The organism is Aeromonas sp. ASNIH1, from assembly GCF_002934285.1.
GTDB classification, from domain to species: domain Bacteria; phylum Pseudomonadota; class Gammaproteobacteria; order Enterobacterales; family Aeromonadaceae; genus Aeromonas; species Aeromonas caviae.
The window spans coordinates 3,498,879-3,513,317 of the sequence record NZ_CP026228.1 but is presented as its reverse complement, the minus strand read 5'-3'; the positions used below and the strand labels follow the sequence as shown (position 1 = coordinate 3,513,317).

12 protein-coding genes and 1 riboswitch are annotated in these 14,439 nt (G+C 64.2%); of the genes, 6 read left to right on the top strand and 6 right to left on the bottom strand.

What is annotated here, in order from left to right; all coding sequences use genetic code 11:
* Positions 1–10: 10 nt before the first annotated feature.
* The 3 genes from C2U37_RS17250 to C2U37_RS17240 are packed head-to-tail and all read left to right on the top strand — an operon-like array spanning position 11 to position 1,261.
* Complete coding sequence (locus C2U37_RS17250) at positions 11–382, top strand: MmcQ/YjbR family DNA-binding protein (RefSeq protein ID WP_042883097.1); 372 nt, start codon at positions 11–13, stop codon at positions 380–382.
* Between the two features lie 3 nt (positions 383–385).
* Positions 386–865, top strand: coding sequence for a GNAT family N-acetyltransferase (locus tag C2U37_RS17245; RefSeq protein ID WP_041215401.1), 480 nt, complete (start codon positions 386–388; stop codon positions 863–865).
* Between the two features lie 60 nt (positions 866–925).
* Positions 926–1,261 carry a DUF3802 family protein gene (locus C2U37_RS17240; RefSeq protein WP_041215402.1) on the top strand — a complete coding sequence of 112 codons (336 nt, stop codon included), beginning with the start codon at positions 926–928 and terminating at the stop codon, positions 1,259–1,261.
* Positions 1,262–1,564: 303 nt separating this feature from the next.
* On the opposite strand, the gene msrA is transcribed toward C2U37_RS17240, so the two are convergent.
* Positions 1,565–2,197, bottom strand: a complete 633-nt coding sequence (gene msrA, locus C2U37_RS17235) for a peptide-methionine (S)-S-oxide reductase MsrA (protein WP_010674365.1) — start codon at positions 2,195–2,197, stop codon at positions 1,565–1,567.
* A gap of 252 nt (positions 2,198–2,449) precedes the next feature.
* Between msrA and argA the strand changes: the two genes are divergently transcribed.
* Both argA and lysC read left to right on the top strand, forming a co-directional pair.
* A complete protein-coding gene (gene argA / locus C2U37_RS17230) occupies positions 2,450–3,778 on the top strand; it encodes an amino-acid N-acetyltransferase (protein ID WP_010674364.1) in 1,329 nt (442 codons plus the stop codon).
* 109 nt (positions 3,779–3,887) lie between these two features.
* Positions 3,888–4,112: riboswitch (Lysine riboswitch) on the top strand.
* An 87-nt stretch (positions 4,113–4,199) separates the two neighbouring features.
* Positions 4,200–5,552 carry a lysine-sensitive aspartokinase 3 gene (gene lysC / locus C2U37_RS17225; RefSeq protein WP_010674363.1) on the top strand — a complete coding sequence of 451 codons (1,353 nt, stop codon included), beginning with the start codon at positions 4,200–4,202 and terminating at the stop codon, positions 5,550–5,552.
* A 116-nt stretch (positions 5,553–5,668) separates the two neighbouring features.
* Here the strand turns inward: lysC and C2U37_RS17220 are convergent, their stop codons facing one another.
* Entirely contained in the window at positions 5,669–6,763 is a 1,095-nt protein-coding gene (locus C2U37_RS17220; RefSeq protein WP_041212861.1) for a hypothetical protein, read from the bottom strand.
* A gap of 251 nt (positions 6,764–7,014) precedes the next feature.
* On the opposite strand from C2U37_RS17220, the gene C2U37_RS17215 reads away from it, so the two are divergent.
* Complete coding sequence (locus C2U37_RS17215) at positions 7,015–9,285, top strand: LTA synthase family protein (RefSeq protein WP_104452772.1); 2,271 nt, start codon at positions 7,015–7,017, stop codon at positions 9,283–9,285.
* A 479-nt stretch (positions 9,286–9,764) separates the two neighbouring features.
* Here C2U37_RS17215 and C2U37_RS17210 read toward each other — a convergent pair whose 3' ends face one another.
* The 4 genes from C2U37_RS17210 to C2U37_RS17195 form a co-directional block, all read right to left on the bottom strand.
* Entirely contained in the window at positions 9,765–10,082 is a 318-nt protein-coding gene (locus C2U37_RS17210) for a heavy metal-binding domain-containing protein (protein ID WP_010674360.1), read from the bottom strand.
* A 379-nt stretch (positions 10,083–10,461) separates the two neighbouring features.
* Positions 10,462–11,754, bottom strand: a complete 1,293-nt coding sequence (locus C2U37_RS17205; RefSeq protein ID WP_041212859.1) for an NAD(P)/FAD-dependent oxidoreductase — start codon at positions 11,752–11,754, stop codon at positions 10,462–10,464.
* 74 nt (positions 11,755–11,828) lie between these two features.
* Positions 11,829–12,368: an alpha/beta hydrolase YcfP gene (gene ycfP / locus C2U37_RS17200; RefSeq protein WP_005331594.1), complete on the bottom strand. Its 540-nt coding sequence runs from the start codon at positions 12,366–12,368 to the stop codon at positions 11,829–11,831.
* Positions 12,369–12,552: 184 nt separating this feature from the next.
* Entirely contained in the window at positions 12,553–14,361 is a 1,809-nt protein-coding gene (locus C2U37_RS17195) for a M3 family oligoendopeptidase (RefSeq protein ID WP_104452771.1), read from the bottom strand.
* Positions 14,362–14,439: the final 78 nt, after the last annotated feature.

Here is a 14,439-nt window from a genome sequence, read left to right as displayed (position 1 = left end):
TGGAGTCCCCATGACCCTCGTTCAATTGCGTGAATTTTTGCTCAGCCAGCCCGGCGCCACCGAGGACACCCCCTTCGGCCCGGAGATCCTGGTCTATCGCATCGCCGGCAAGATGTTTGCCCTGGTGGACTGGCAGGCGGAGCCCCTCTCCATCAACCTGAAGTGCGAACCCGAACTCGCCCTGCTGCTGCGGGAGATCCACCCCGAGGTGAAACCGGGCTGGCACATGAACAAGCAGCACTGGAACACGGTGACCCTGAGTGAAGGCCTGTCTGACGATCTCTGGCAGGGCTGGGTAGTCCACTCCTATGAGCGGGTGGTGGCGGGTCTGCCCAGGGCGAAGCGGCCCCAGGCCCCCCGCGCGACCATCAGGGAGGGTTGACCCATGCCGTCTCCTTCTTCTCCTCGCATCGTCCCCCTCGAGGAGGCGCACATACCAAGGCTGCTGGATCTGTTCGAGCAGTCGGTACGCCGCCTGGGGCCTGCACACTACAGCCCGGAGCAGGTGGAGCAGTGGGCCAGGGGCGCCCATCACCCGGGGCTTGCCAGCCAGTTGCGCGAGCACCATGGCTGGGTCATCGAGCAAGACGATGTGCCCCTTGGCTTTGCCACCCTGAGCGATGACGGTCATCTCAGCCTGCTCTACGTGAGCGCGGATCATCCGCGCCAGGGGCTCGGCACCCTGCTGCTGGAGCGGGTGCTGGCAGCCGCCAGCCAGATGGGGCTTGGCAGCCTCACCACGGAGGCGAGCGCCTTCAGCCTCGCCCTCTTCCTGCGTCACGGCTTCCTGCTGACCGGATTGGAGACGGTGGAGCGCGGCGGTGTCCAATTTATCCGCCATCGGCTCCACTGTCGCTTGCCATGACGGGTTCAGCCACTAAAATACGCACCATTTCCCCAAGGCAATGAAGAAAGGGCAGCCATCATGGTGGTAGAGAGCGACGGTTACATTGCGCTGATCGAGTATCTGGTAGAGAGTCTGGGTCTGTTCGAGAGCCAGCAACAAGGCGGCGGCGCCCAGACCATCGAGGATCTGGTGAGCAGCCGGGTGGCCGACAACCTGATGGCCATCTGCGAGCAGAACCCCCAGCTCGACCCCAAGGTGCGCTTCCTGATCATGCAGGAGGCCGATGCCGTGGTCGCCGACCTGGAAGAGGTGCTCTCCGCCGTCTGGTTGTCCGCCCCCAGCGAAGCCCAGCAAGCCTTCCTCATCGAGTTCATCGACCTCATCAAGAACCTGTTCGACAGCACCATCGGCTGACCCCATCCCTGCCGTGACGGCAAGGGGACGAGATGCAATGAGGCGAGGAGTGAGGCGGGACGCCCAATGAAAAGGGCCGCCTCATCGGGCAGCCCTGCTTGCTAGCATTGTCAATTCATCGCGCTTGTCAGAGTAATGAATATCGGGGCAAAAAAATGTGTCTGGTCTTGGCAACCATCCGTGGTCGCTACCCTGTTGGTCAGCCAGGGTTCAGTTTAGTTCCCCACCTGACGCATTTTTTTCAATTATTTTTCATCACAATGACACGGGGGCCTGATGGCCCCCGTGGTATGCAATGACGCCTCAGCGATTCAGGCTGGGAGGCAGGCAGACGCCGATGCCCCCCAGGCCGCAATACCCCTCGGGATTCTTCTCCAGATATTGCTGGTGATAATCCTCGGCGTAATAGAAGGGGGCCAGCGGCAGGATGCGGGTGGTGATGGTGCGCCCGTCACCGCTCGCCGTCATGGCCTGCTGGTAGGCGGCCAGGCTCTGCTGGGCAATCGCCTCCTGGGTGTCGTCCCCGACGAAGATGACGGAGCGATACTGGGTGCCGATGTCGCCACCCTGGCGCATCCCCTGGGCCGGATCATGGTGTTCCCAGAACAGCTTGACGAGATCCCCATAGCTGATGACCTTGGGATCGAACACCACCTGCACCGTCTCGGCGTGGCCGGTCAGGCCGCTGCACACCTCCTTGTAGGTGGGATTGGGGGTCAGCCCCCCCTGATACCCGGCGGCGGTGGAATAGACCCCGGGCTGCTGCCAGAACAGACGCTCCACACCCCAGAAACAGCCCATGCCGAACCAGGCAAGCTCCATCCCCTCGGGCCAGGGCCCCTGGGTCGGGTGACCGTTTACCGCGTGCACCTGGCCAATCTCCAGTGCTTCCCGCCGTCCCGGCAGCGCCTCTGCCGGTGAAATAATCTGCTCCATATGCCCTGTCCTTGTATAAAACCCCGCGCAATGCGGCTGACGAAAAGGAACACCGAAGATATCAGGTTATAAGCCCGGATCAACCAGGGAGCGGCCCCCGGGGCGACCCTCCCGCCCTCGCCTGCGTCTTCCCCTCCCCGCCCGCACTGGTCAAAATGGCGACAAAAAAACACCAAGTCGATATTTAGTCTTGATTTGTGAATTTATTTTCATATATTGGGCAAATTGCTGCTTTTTTATGGAATGAAACACGTGCGTGAACGCGAACCCAGCCTGGTCCATGCCTTTCGGCAATCCACCCCTTATGTCAATGTGCACCGGGGTGCCACCTTCGTCCTGATGATCGGCGGGGAAGCCATTTGTCACCCCAATTTCGCCAACATCGTCAGCGACATCGCCCTGCTGCAGACCTTGGGGATCCGCCTGGTACTGGTGTTTGGTTCGCGTCCGCAAAATGACGAGGCCCTGGCCCGCGCCGGCATCCAGGCCCAGTATCACAAGCGGATCCGGGTCACCGACGATGCCAGTTTCGCCATCATCAAGCAGGTGTGCGGCGGTCTGCAATACGACATCACCGCCCAGCTCTCCATGGGGCTCGCCAACACACCCATGCAGGGGGCCCGCATCAGCGTGGTGAGCGGCAACTTCGTCACCGCCCAGCCGCTGGGTGTGGATGACGGCATCGACTTCTGCCACAGCGGCCGGGTGCGTCGCATCGATGTGGAGGGGATCACCCGCCAGCTGGATCAGCACGGCCTGGTGCTCATCTCCCCCATTGGCTGCTCGGTCACCGGCGAGAGCTTCAACCTGAGCTCGGAAGAGGTAGCCCGCCGGGTGGCGGTGGATCTCAAAGCCGACAAGCTCATCTGCTTCAGCAGCACCCAGGGGGTCATGGACAGGCACGGGGAGGCCATCTCCGAGCTCTTCCCCGAGCAGGCCGAAGAGCTGCTGGTGGCGCTGGAGCAGGCGGGGGAAGAGATGTCAGGCACCGCCCGCTACCTGCGCGCGGCCATCGCCTCCTGCCGGGGTGGCGTACCCCGCTCCCACCTGGTGAGCTATCAGGACGACGGCGCCATGCTGCAGGAGCTGTTCAGCCGCGAGGGGCTGGGTACCCAGATCGTGCGCGAAAGCGCCGAGCGGGCCCGGGCCGCCACCATTGAGGACATCGGCGGCATCCTGGATCTCATCCGTCCGCTGGAAGAGGAAGGGATCCTGGTGCGCCGCTCCCGGGAGCAGCTGGAGATGGAGATAGACAAGTTCACCATCATCGAGCGGGACGGCCTCATCATCGGCTGCGCCGCGCTCTATTGCTTCATGGAAGAAGCCATGGCCGAGATGGCCTGCGTCGCCATCCACCCGGAGTATCGCAACTCCAACCGGGGAGACACCCTGATCGCCAAGGTGGCCGAACGGGCCAGGCGGCTCGGCATCCGTCGCCTGTTCGTGCTCACCACCCGCTCCATCCACTGGTTCCGGGAGCGGGGCTTCGATCCCCTGGAAGTCGAAGATCTGCCGGTGGAGCGCCAGCGCTTCTACAACTGGCAGCGTCGCTCCAAGGTTTTGTCCAAGACCATTTCGTAACTGATTGATCTTGTGCCTGGTTACCGTCAATTTTGTTCTTTTTTACGAACTCGATTGACAGTGCAATCCAGACCAAGGTATTTGTACATGCACGCCACCTGTCACAGGTGGCACCAGAAGAGGAGCGCTGCCCAGGCAGCCCAGGGGAGGACACCAGTGTCCGGTGAACTTGGGTCAGGGGGAGCAGCGCCGAGACGAGGCGAGTGACTGGACACCGCCACGTCGGCTGCGGGGGCTGAATCCCCCGGGTTGTCATCGGTAGTGGTCATCCCACACCGCGCCCCACTTAGGGCGGGTACGGGATGGGCTCTGCAGGTGGAGTGCTTCTGGCCGGGATCCTCGCGTTTTCCTGCCATTTTTTGCCTCCTCCTCTCTATTTGCCCGATGAAACCGGATTTTCACCTTGAGACAGGAGTATGCAATGAACCCGATCAATGTCGCCAAGTTTGGCGGAACCAGCGTCGCCAATGCCGCGGCCATGAACCACTGCGCCGACGTGGTGCTGGCCAATCCGGCGACCCGGGTGGTGGTGCTGAGCGCCAGCGCCGGCGTCACCAACCTGCTGGTGAGCCTGGCTCAGGGTGAACTGGACGAAGCCGGACAGGATGCCCAGCTTGCCAGGCTTGCCGACATCCAGCTGGCCATTCTGGCCGCCCTTGGCAACCCGAGCGACGTGAGCGCCCTCATCCATGCCCAGCTCGGCGACATTCGCACCATGGCCCGTCAGGCCAGTCAGCACACCGACGCCGAACTCGCCGATCGCCTCATCGCCTGCGGCGAGCTGATGTCCACCCGTCTCTTCACCGAACTCCTGCACCAGCGCGGGGTCAAGGCCCAGTGGCAGGATGCGCGCCAACTGCTGCGCACCGACAGCCGCTTTGGCAAGGCCACCGTGGATCTCGCGGCGACCCGCGCCCTCTGCCAGCAGGCGGTGGGCCCGTTGCTGGGTGACAGCCTGGTCATCACTCAGGGCTTCATCGGTGCCGACGGCGATGGTCGCACCACCACCCTCGGCCGTGGCGGCTCCGACTACAGCGCGGCCCTCCTGGCCGAGGCACTGGACGCAGGCAGTATCGAGATCTGGACCGACGTGCCCGGCATCTACACCACGGATCCCCGCCTGGTTACCCGCGCCCGCCCCATCCCCGAAATCAGCTTCGTGGAGGCGGCGGAGATGGCCACCTTCGGCGCCAAGGTGCTGCACCCGGCCACCCTGCAACCCGCGCTGCGCCAGGACATCCCGGTGTTCGTGGGCTCCGCCAAGGACCCCGCCGCCGGTGGCACCTGGATCCGCGCCACCACCCGCAGCAACCCGCTGTTCCGGGCCGTGGCCCTGCGCCGCCAGCAGGTGCTGGTGACCCTGCACAGCCTCAACATGTTCCACGCCTACGGCTTCCTGGCCGAGGTGTTCGGCATCCTGGCCCGTCACCGCATCTCGGTGGATCTCATCACCACCTCCGAGGTGAGCGTCTCCCTGACCCTGGATCACACCGGCAGCCAGAGCAACGGCGAACCCATCCTGAACGACAAGGTGCTGGCGGAGCTCGGCCAGCTGTGCAAGGTGGAAGTGGAGACCGGCTTCGCCCTGGTGGCGCTCATCGGCAACCGCATGAGCGAGGCGGCCGGGGTGGGCAGCCAGGTGTTCGACGCCATCCGCGAGCACAACATCCGGATGATCTGCTACGGCGCCAGCGCCCACAACCTCTGCTTCCTGGTCAAAGAGGACGAGGCGGGCCACATCGTCAACTGCCTGCACCGGGAACTGCTCGACTGAGTCGCCCCAGCGCTGGCACACAACGAGCCTCCTCCGCCCCATCACACCCGGGGCGGCCTTCCCCACTCAGCAAAGAGGGGCGCCGCGGCGCCCCTCTTGTCACTCTTCTTCCACCATCAGCTGGTGACCAGGGTAGCCCGGGTGGGCAGCAGATTGGCCCGGATCTGCTCGCGCAGCCCTCCCAGCCGTTGCAGCAACCCGGCCTGACCGAGCCCCGCTTCGTCAGGGGCCAGATTGTCCACCAGGGCCGGGAAGTGCTCCTGTACCGCCTGCTCCAGCCAGTCGAGGCGGCGCAGGGTGAGCGGGCCGCAGCTCTTGCCGCTGAGGTCGTCCAGGATGTCGAGCCGATGGCTGCGGTACATGTCGCGCCACCAGTTGGCCGCCAGCGCCTCGTCGCTTGCCAGCGCCGCACTCCACTCCCCCACCAGTCCCTGCATCCGCGCCAGCACGGGGGCGCTCGCCCCCTCCCGCGACAGGTATTGCAGCTCTCCCCTGGCCCAGGCGAGGCAGAGCTCGCGCCAGCGGCGAAACAGCGGCAAGGGATCCGCCTCGTCCAGCCAGAGCCCGGAGAGGGTGCGGGTTTCCAGCCGCTCAGGCACGTGGAAGTCGGGATCGGTGAGGCCGTTGGAATTGAACTCGTGCAGGGGATCGAAGGGCCACATGTAGCCAAAATCGAACACCGAGATATGCTGGCCGTCATCCAGCAGGTTGCCCGGGCTCGGATCCCAGTCAAACCAGCCCCAGCGGGCCAGCTCCGCCTCCACCGCCAGCATCTGCGCCAGGTTGCGCTCGCAGAGCGTGCGCACCGGCTCCCCCCGCAGCCAGGGGGAGACCAGCACCCCGGCCCGGGCGGAGCCGAAACTGGTGCAGACCACGTTGGAGAGGATGGTGGGGTGCAGCTCCCGCAGGCTCTCTATCTCCCGACGCCGCTCCAGCTCGGTGAGAAAGGCGGTCTTGCCGTCCACATTGGCCACCAGAGAGTCCTGGCGGCAGCGTTTCAGGCACCAGTGGTGCCCCTCCACCTTGAGATGGAACACCTCGGCGGTGAGCCCGTGACCGTAGACCTTGACGACGTCCGGGTGATCCTCGGTCAGCCGGACGAGCTGGGGCAGCGGCAGGGGGCAGTCCCGCTCCCGCCCGATCCGGATCTCTTCTTTGCTCTCCAGCATCTGGAGCAATCTGGCCTGACGCGCCGCAACTTTGGGATTCATACATGTACCTCCAACCGTTACTGAGAGACTAAACAGCGCCCCCCTCCCAGACCAGCAGCAAAGGCTCATGATGACGCTTTCATCACAGAATGAGTGCCCCTGGCGGATCGGGATCACAAATTGCTTCACTGTGCTCATCACGGAATATTCATCTTGTTGTCATTAAATTGACATCAAGGAACAAGCCACGCACCATCGGGTCAAAATAGAGGCAGTCGTCGCTGCCATGACCGCTCCAAGGATGAGCCCTTATGAATGCCCCCGTCACCGGCCACCGCCCCGCCTCCCAGCCCCTGGCCGGGCTGTTGCTGGGTCTGCTGACCGCCCTGCTGCTGCTGACCCTCGCCCTGCCGCTGCTCAACCCCGTCAGCTGGCTCGGGCGTGCCGCCCCCCTCATTCTGGGCCCGGCGGATCAGCCCATCGCGACCCTCAATCGCTACAGCCTGCTCTACAAAAGTGACAACCGGGGCTTCTATCTGGTGGTGCGCAGCCAGTGGCAACTGCTCAAACCCCTGCAGGAGGGGGACAAGGTACGGGTGGAGCTGCTCAACGACAAAGGGGTACGCATCGATCAGCTGAGCCAGGCGGTGGACAAGCGCCAGAAGTGCCGCAAGGAGCGCTGCACCCTGAGCCTCAACAGCGCCCTGCGCGCCCCCGACGACGCCCTGGACAGCCGCTACCAGCTGCGCATCGGGCTGCTGCTGGCAGACAGGCCGGAGAGCGTCGAATACAGCCAGATCCTCCAGACCCTGCCGGAGCGCGGTTTCAACCTCCTCTACCTGATGACCAGCCTGCTGCTGGTGCTGCTGGTGAGCGCCGCCGTGCTCAAGGCCCTGCTGCCGCGGCTGCGCCGAAGCTACCGCGCCCGGGTGGCAGGCAGCCTGCTGCTCGGCAACCTCACCTTCGTGCTGCTTCACGGCTTCGTGGTGTTCAAGCTGGGGGAATTCCTGTTCTGGTCGGGCTTTCGGCCAGAGCACTACTACCTCGCCTGGGGCAGCATGGTGCTGGGCTGGAGCCTCTGCGCCCTCGCGGGCTTCAGCCTCTATATGGGGCTGCTCTTCACCGCCCTCTCGGGCATCGGGCTACTCGCCAACTTCATGAAGATCGCCATCTACGGGGTGCCGCTGGGGGGGGACGATCTGGGCAACCTGCTGGCCCTGCTGCACATCCTGCTCGATCAGCACCCTGTGGTGCCGGTGCTCGTCGTGCTGGGGCTCCTCTTTCTGGTGTGGCGCTTCGCCCTCTCTCGCTGGATCCTGCGGGGCTTGCTGCGCACCGCCGCCGCCACCGCCGCCTTCTTCGCCCTCTGCGTGTTCGCCACCCAGACCGGCAACAAGCTGCTCGGGGCCAACATCCGCTACGTGGACAGGGCGGTGAACTACCACAGGGACATCATCCGCGCCGGCCCCGGCCTCTACCTGTTCAACCTGGTGGACGAGATGCTGCAAAGCGGCAACGTGTTTCGCTACCCCTTGCAGATCAACGAGCGCACCCCGGAGCTGAGCCTGCCCGCCCAGCCCAGGGCTCCCCGCTTCGATCTGGTGATCGTGCTGCAATACGAGTCACTCTGGCTTGACTGGCAGGGCCGTCTCTGCGCCCCCGCCCCCACCTTGAGCCTGCCCGCCAGCGTGGCCCAATGGCGCAAGACCATCCACTCCCCCACCACGGGGGGCATGACGGTACTGGCGGAGTTCGAGATGAACACCGGCCTGCCGGTGGGCCTGCTCAAACAGGGGGTGGTGCCCTACTACTACCTCTCGGACAAGGTGCCCGGCCTTGCGCGCAGCGCAGCCCAGAGCGGCTACCAGACCCTGTTCGCCCACCCCTATGTGGAGAAGTTCTGGGGCCGCGCCAAGGCGATCCCGGCCCTCGGCTACCAGGAGCGCTGGTTCGATACCCGCTTCACCGCCCTCGAGCACAAGGGGCTCTACATCTCCGACGATGCCCTCATCGATCACCTGCTCAAACGCAGCAACCAGGACGATCAGCCCCTGTTCGCCTACGCGGTCACCATGCAGGGGCACGGCCCCTTCGACGGGGATCGCTACCGGGCCCAGCAGCGCAGCGGCGCCTGCCCGGATCAGAGCCCGGCGGATACCCAGTTGCTCAACACCTACTACACCGGGGTGGTGGATGCCATGGCCTCCCTGGAGCGGCTGCTCAAGACCCTGGACAGCTCCGGCAAGCGCTACCTGGTGGTGGCCTTCGGGGACCACCAGCCCTTCCTGATGTCGGCCGGCAAGGGCATCCACGGCGCCAAACCGCCACGGGATGCCAGCTACCAGATCCCCATGATGGCCTTCACCCGGGCCGGGGACGGGCTGGATCTCGCCCGCCAATTCGACCCGGTGCGCCAGCTCTACCAGATGGGGCAGGCCACAAGGCAGCTGCTGGCGGGGGACCTCACCCCCATCCGTGACCAACCCCTGCTCCACCCGGTGCTCGGGGAGGAGAAAGGCTTCGACCCCTCCCCCCTGGTGCCGCAGATCCGCGCCAGCTTCCGGCCCGATGCATTGCCCTGATCGATTGAGACACGAGGGACACAGATCCTTGCAACACCTTCCGGCCCGATGCCCTGCCCTGAGCCGCAGCGAACTAGCAGACGACAAAGAGGTCGCCCGGGCGACCTCTTTTTATGGGCGGGATGCGAGTACAGTGCCGCCTGCACCTCGCCATGTTCGTCCCGACCTGGGCTCTACGACCCCTGACAGGTCATTTTTTGTTTAGATATATCAAACGATAACTCATTATCGAATAGTAAAATTGAACAACTTTGCCGACCTTCAGGCCCTGTGCCCCCCCATGTTCCCGCACCTTCTCCGGGCCGGGCCGCTTTTTCTCTCATTCCCGACCAGCCCAGAACCATCGGGGCATTCGATACGTTCAGGCCTTGAGCCCCACTCACTTGCACCCACCTTTGCGCGCCACACCCGACAAAAAGCCGACCTCGAGGTCGGCTTGTGACGGGGCGTTTGGCCATGCAGGGCCGGGCACTGGCGGGCTAGATCACCACGGCGGTGCCGCTGATGCTGACCATCAGCATGCTGCCATTCTGGCCCACCACCTCGTAGTCGATGTCGATGCCCACCACGGCGTTGGCCCCCAGCGCCTGGGCACGCTCCTTGAGCTCCTCGAAGGCGATCTCCCGGGCCCGGGCCAGCTCTTTTTCGTAGGCGCCGGAGCGACCGCCGATGATGTCGCGGATGCCGGCAAACAGATCCTTGAAGATGTTGGCGCCGAGGATGGCTTCGCCCACGACGATGCCGCGGTACTCGCGAATGGTCTTGCCTTCCAGGGTGGGGGTGGTTGAGAGGATCATGAGGTCTCCTGTGAGTTGGGCTGGGTGCGCGAAGCACCGTTGCCGTCATGGTAGCAAGGCGCTGGCCAAAGCATAAGCCCGGCGTGGTCAGGGGCTTCAAGCACAGCGTCCGCCAGGTTCATCAAGGAGCCATCCATAGGGCCTGTGTCGTGCCACTTTCCCCCGCACAGCGACCTTGGGCTCCGGTGCTGGGGAGAGGGCTTCCGGGCCACGATGAAAGCGGGGCCTTGATGATGCAGACACGACGGCAGCTGCACCGGCCCTCTGCGTCTTCGCCCTGAACGGCGGCAGGCGCTGCCAGGAGCGCCCCGCGTCGGCCATAAAAAAAGGAGAGGCAAGCCTCTCCTTTCTGATGTTCGCAGCGGCAGCCGCCATGCACTCAGTGCAGCTTCATGCTCGGGCGCAGCACCCGGTTGATGCGGCCCACCAGCATGATGAGGCCGGTCTTGATGTAGCCGTGCAGGGCGACCTGGTGCATCCGGTAGAGGGAGATGTAGACGATGCGCGCGATGTAGCCTTCTACCATCATGGAGCCGCGCATCAGGTTACCCATCAGGCTGCCCACGGTGGAGAAGCGGCTCAAGGAGACCAGGGAGCCGTGATCGTGATAGCGGTAGGGCTTCATCTCGCCGCCGTTCATCTTGGCCAGGATGTTCTTGAACGCCTGGGTCGCCATCTGGTGGGCGGACTGGGCGCGGGGCGGCACGAACTTGCCGTCCGGCTGCGGGCAGGCGGCGCAGTCGCCGATGACGAAGATGTTCTCGTCCCGGGTGGTCTGCAGGGTCTCGTGGACCACCAGCTGGTTGATGCGGTTGGTTTCCAGGCCCGCGATCTCCTTCATGAAGTCCGGCGCCTTGATGCCCGCGGCCCACACCATGAGGTCTGCTTCAATCAGCTCCCCATCCTTGGTGTGCAGGCCCTCGGCGGTCGCCTCGGTGATCATGGTGGCGGTGCGCACGTCCACGCCCAGCTTCACCAGCTCCTGATGGGCGGAGCCGCTGATGCGCTCCGGCAGGGCCGGCAGGATGCGAGGGCCCGCTTCCACCAGGGTCACCTTCAGGCTGTCTGTGGTGAGGTTCTTGAAGCCGTAGGCGTAGAGCTGCTCCACCGCGTTGTAGAGCTCGGCGGAGAGCTCGACGCCGGTGGCGCCGCCGCCGACGATGGCGATCTTCACCTTGTCACCGGGCTGGTATTCGGTGGCGAACTGCAGGAAGCGGTTCATCATGCTGTTGTAGAAGCGGTGCGCCTGGGAGGGGCTGTCCAGGAAAATGCAGTGATCCTTGATGCCCTTGGTGTTGAAGTCGTTGGAGACCGAGCCGATGGCCATCACCAGGATGTCGTAAGCCACTTCCCGCTCGTTGACCACCAGGGCGCCGCTCTCGTCGTGGATGGGGGCCAGCACGATGCGTTTCTCGTCGCGCTTGATGTCGGTCAAGCTGCCGAGCTGGAATTCGAAGCCGTGGTTCTTGGCGTGGGACTGGTAGCTCAGGGCATCGATGCCCGCATCCATGGAGCCGGTGGCCACTTCGTGCAGCAGGGGTTTCCACAGGTGGGTGCGATTGCGATCCACCAGGGTGATCCTGGCCTTGTTCTTCTTGCCCAGCTTGCGGCCCAGGCTGGTCGCAAGCTCGAGACCACCGGCGCCACCGCCTACAACGACAATATTCATCATGATGATTTTCCTTGGTTCCTCAAAACGAAAGGGAGCCATTGGCTCCCTAAAACGAAATCGGTTGACGTGATGGCTCAGGCTTCTTTGAAGGCCTTCATCCGTTGCAGATGGTGCGAGATGTTCTTGAACTTATGGGTCTCGCGCTCATCCCATACGATGTCGTAATAGTTCTTCAATTCACGTTCAGTGTCCCGATTATCGCGGATTTCATCCTGAACGGAAAGGATGCACAGGCAGTTTCCTGAATTTTTATTACGAAATTCGGTTACACACTTGGTGCCGATGTCCTCGTACTCTTCCGGCCTGTCGATCTTGCCCTGCATGTTCTCTTCCGGGTGCAGGTTGGGGTTGAAGACCACCTGCTTGATGCCGCACAGAAACCCGATCCGCTCGCTCCAGTAGCCACCCAGGCCCACGCCGCAGATGAGGGGTTTGGGATCGGTGCTCATGTCGAGCTGCTTCTTCACTTCCTTGAGCAGGTGGCTCATGTCGTGGCGGGGGTGAACCGTGCTGTAGTGCACGAAACGCACATCATCATCGATAAACTGCAACTGCAGCACTTTTTCATGATTGCCGGGGCTGGTGGCATCAAAGCCATGCAGATAGATGATCATGGACAAGACCTCAAAAACTGTGTCGGTTCTATCGAAACTACCCCAGCGACAGGGCCTTGCGCCACCAAAACATCCCACTTTCTTGCTTTGGATCACGCCCCTTCGGGCCACCAAACCGCGCGTCGGGGCGGCTGTGGCAGCGCCATGCCCCGGCGGGACATGGCGCAAACCGGGTCTGGCGAGGTTAACTGCCGCACTGGGCGAAGCGCGCCACCGCCGCTTCCACCAGGGCCAAGCTCCCCTGCCAGAAGGCGGGCTCGCGAATGTCCTGCCCCAAATGCCGTTCGACCAGCTCTTCGGCACTCATGCGACCTGTGTCTCGCAGCAGAGCGCGGTAGGCCTTCGCCACCCCCTCCTCCCCTGCGGCCTGGCGGCTCATCAGCTGCTGATAGACCCCGAGGCTGAACAGATAGCCAAAGAGGTAGGGGTAGTTGTAAAAACCGAAGCCCGCGATGGAGAAGTGCGCCTTGGCGGCCCAGAACAGGGGGTGATAGCGGTCAAGGCTCTGCTCGTACCAGCGCCCCCAGGCCTCGTCGGTGAGCCCCTTGAGCCGGGCCGACGACACATAGCCCTGCTCGCGCTCGGCCACCAGGGCCCGCTCGAAGTCGAAGCGGGCCGGGATGTTGACCAGGAAGGTGGCGGCGCCATCGGCATCCGCCCAGGCAATGGCCAGACGCTCCTCGGCGCTTCGGGCCTGCTCGTAGAGGGCGCTGCGCACCAGGGTCTCGGCGAAGATGGAGGCGGTTTCCGCCAGGGTCATGGGGTAGCTGCGCTGGCTCATGGGCAAGTCGCGGATGAGCCAGTTGTGCCAGGCGTGACCGAGCTCGTGGGCCAGCGTGATGACGTTGTCCATGGTGCCCGCATAGGTGATGAAGACCCGCGGCTCCACCGGCTCGGCAAACTTGGTGCAATAGGCCCCGGTGCGCCGGTTGGGGGTGGGGGCGGCATCAATCCAGCCGCGCTCGGCCATCATGCGGGCAAAGTCCCCCATCTCGGGGTCAAAGCGCGCGAAAGCCAGGGCGATGATGTCGACCGCCTCCTCGAAGGGGATCTCCCGGCGGCTGGCGGCAGGGGGCGGCACAAAGAGATCCTCCGGCCCCAGCACCTCGAGGCCGAGGTGACCGGCCATCAGCCCCAGGGCCCGCTGGCCCAGATGACGGGCCTGCCAGGTCTCCGCCATCAGGGTATCCAGGGTCGCCCGCTCGATGTGGCTCTGGTGGCAGGAAACGTCCAGGGCATCGAGGCGCCGGTGTTTGCCGCGCTGGCGCGAGAGCTCCAGGCGCCAGCCGTTGAGGGCGTTGAGGATGGCCGCCACCGTCTCCTGCTCCCCTTCCCAGCCGGCGCTGATGGCATCGAAGGCCTCTTTGCGCAGGGCCCGATCCGGGCTGGAGAGCAGGTTGCTCGCCTCCGCCAGCCCCATCTCGCGACCCGCGATCACCAGCCTTATCTTGCCCACCAGATCGTTGTAGAGGTTGCCCCAGGCGTGCAGGCCGTCGGTGCCAAGGCCGATGACCAGCTGCTCCGCCTCCACCGGCAACCGCTGATCCTGCAGGCGACGCTCGTGGCGCAGCCGGTACCCCTCCTCCCCGAGCAGGGGGTCGGCCATCAGTTGCTCAAACTCGGGCGCAGGCAGCCCCAGCATCAGATCTTCGATGGGGGCAAGCGTCTTGAACAGATCCGCATTGAGGGCACGGGCCCGGGAGGCAACCTGCTTGGCGAGGGGATCCCGGGCGTCCTGGCTCCCCTTGCAGGCCGCCAGCACGGCGATGTTCCAGCCGATGTCGCGAATGCGGCGGGCCCGCAGGCGTACCTCCCTGAGGAAGTCCTGCAAGGCGCCTGGGGTGCGAGGCACCTGGGCCAGTCCCTCGATAAAACCGCTCAGCTCGGCCAGGCTGGCGCGGGCCAGGCTCATGTCCGCCTCGAGGACACAGCTGTCGAGGGAGGGGTAGATGTGATCATTTTGCCACTGCTGTGGATAGACTCGTTGTTGCATCGAACGCTCATCGTCAGGGACGGGCCTGGCCCGTCGTGAAATCCAGGTGGCCAGAGCCACCACCTTCGCGTGCAGGCA

Coding starts and splice junctions, on each gene's coding strand:
- C2U37_RS17250 (WP_042883097.1), top strand. CDS start 11: ATGACCCTCGTTCAATTGCGTGAATTTTTGCTCAGCCAGCCCGGCGCC.
- C2U37_RS17245 (WP_041215401.1), top strand. CDS start 386: ATGCCGTCTCCTTCTTCTCCTCGCATCGTCCCCCTCGAGGAGGCGCAC.
- C2U37_RS17240 (WP_041215402.1), top strand. CDS start 926: ATGGTGGTAGAGAGCGACGGTTACATTGCGCTGATCGAGTATCTGGTA.
- msrA (WP_010674365.1), bottom strand. CDS start 2,197: ATGGAGCAGATTATTTCACCGGCAGAGGCGCTGCCGGGACGGCGGGAA.
- lysC (WP_010674363.1), top strand. CDS start 4,200: ATGAACCCGATCAATGTCGCCAAGTTTGGCGGAACCAGCGTCGCCAAT.
- C2U37_RS17220 (WP_041212861.1), bottom strand. CDS start 6,763: ATGAATCCCAAAGTTGCGGCGCGTCAGGCCAGATTGCTCCAGATGCTG.
- C2U37_RS17215 (WP_104452772.1), top strand. CDS start 7,015: ATGAATGCCCCCGTCACCGGCCACCGCCCCGCCTCCCAGCCCCTGGCC.
- C2U37_RS17210 (WP_010674360.1), bottom strand. CDS start 10,082: ATGATCCTCTCAACCACCCCCACCCTGGAAGGCAAGACCATTCGCGAG.
- C2U37_RS17205 (WP_041212859.1), bottom strand. CDS start 11,754: ATGATGAATATTGTCGTTGTAGGCGGTGGCGCCGGTGGTCTCGAGCTT.
- ycfP (WP_005331594.1), bottom strand. CDS start 12,368: ATGATCATCTATCTGCATGGCTTTGATGCCACCAGCCCCGGCAATCAT.
- C2U37_RS17195 (WP_104452771.1), bottom strand. CDS start 14,361: ATGCAACAACGAGTCTATCCACAGCAGTGGCAAAATGATCACATCTAC.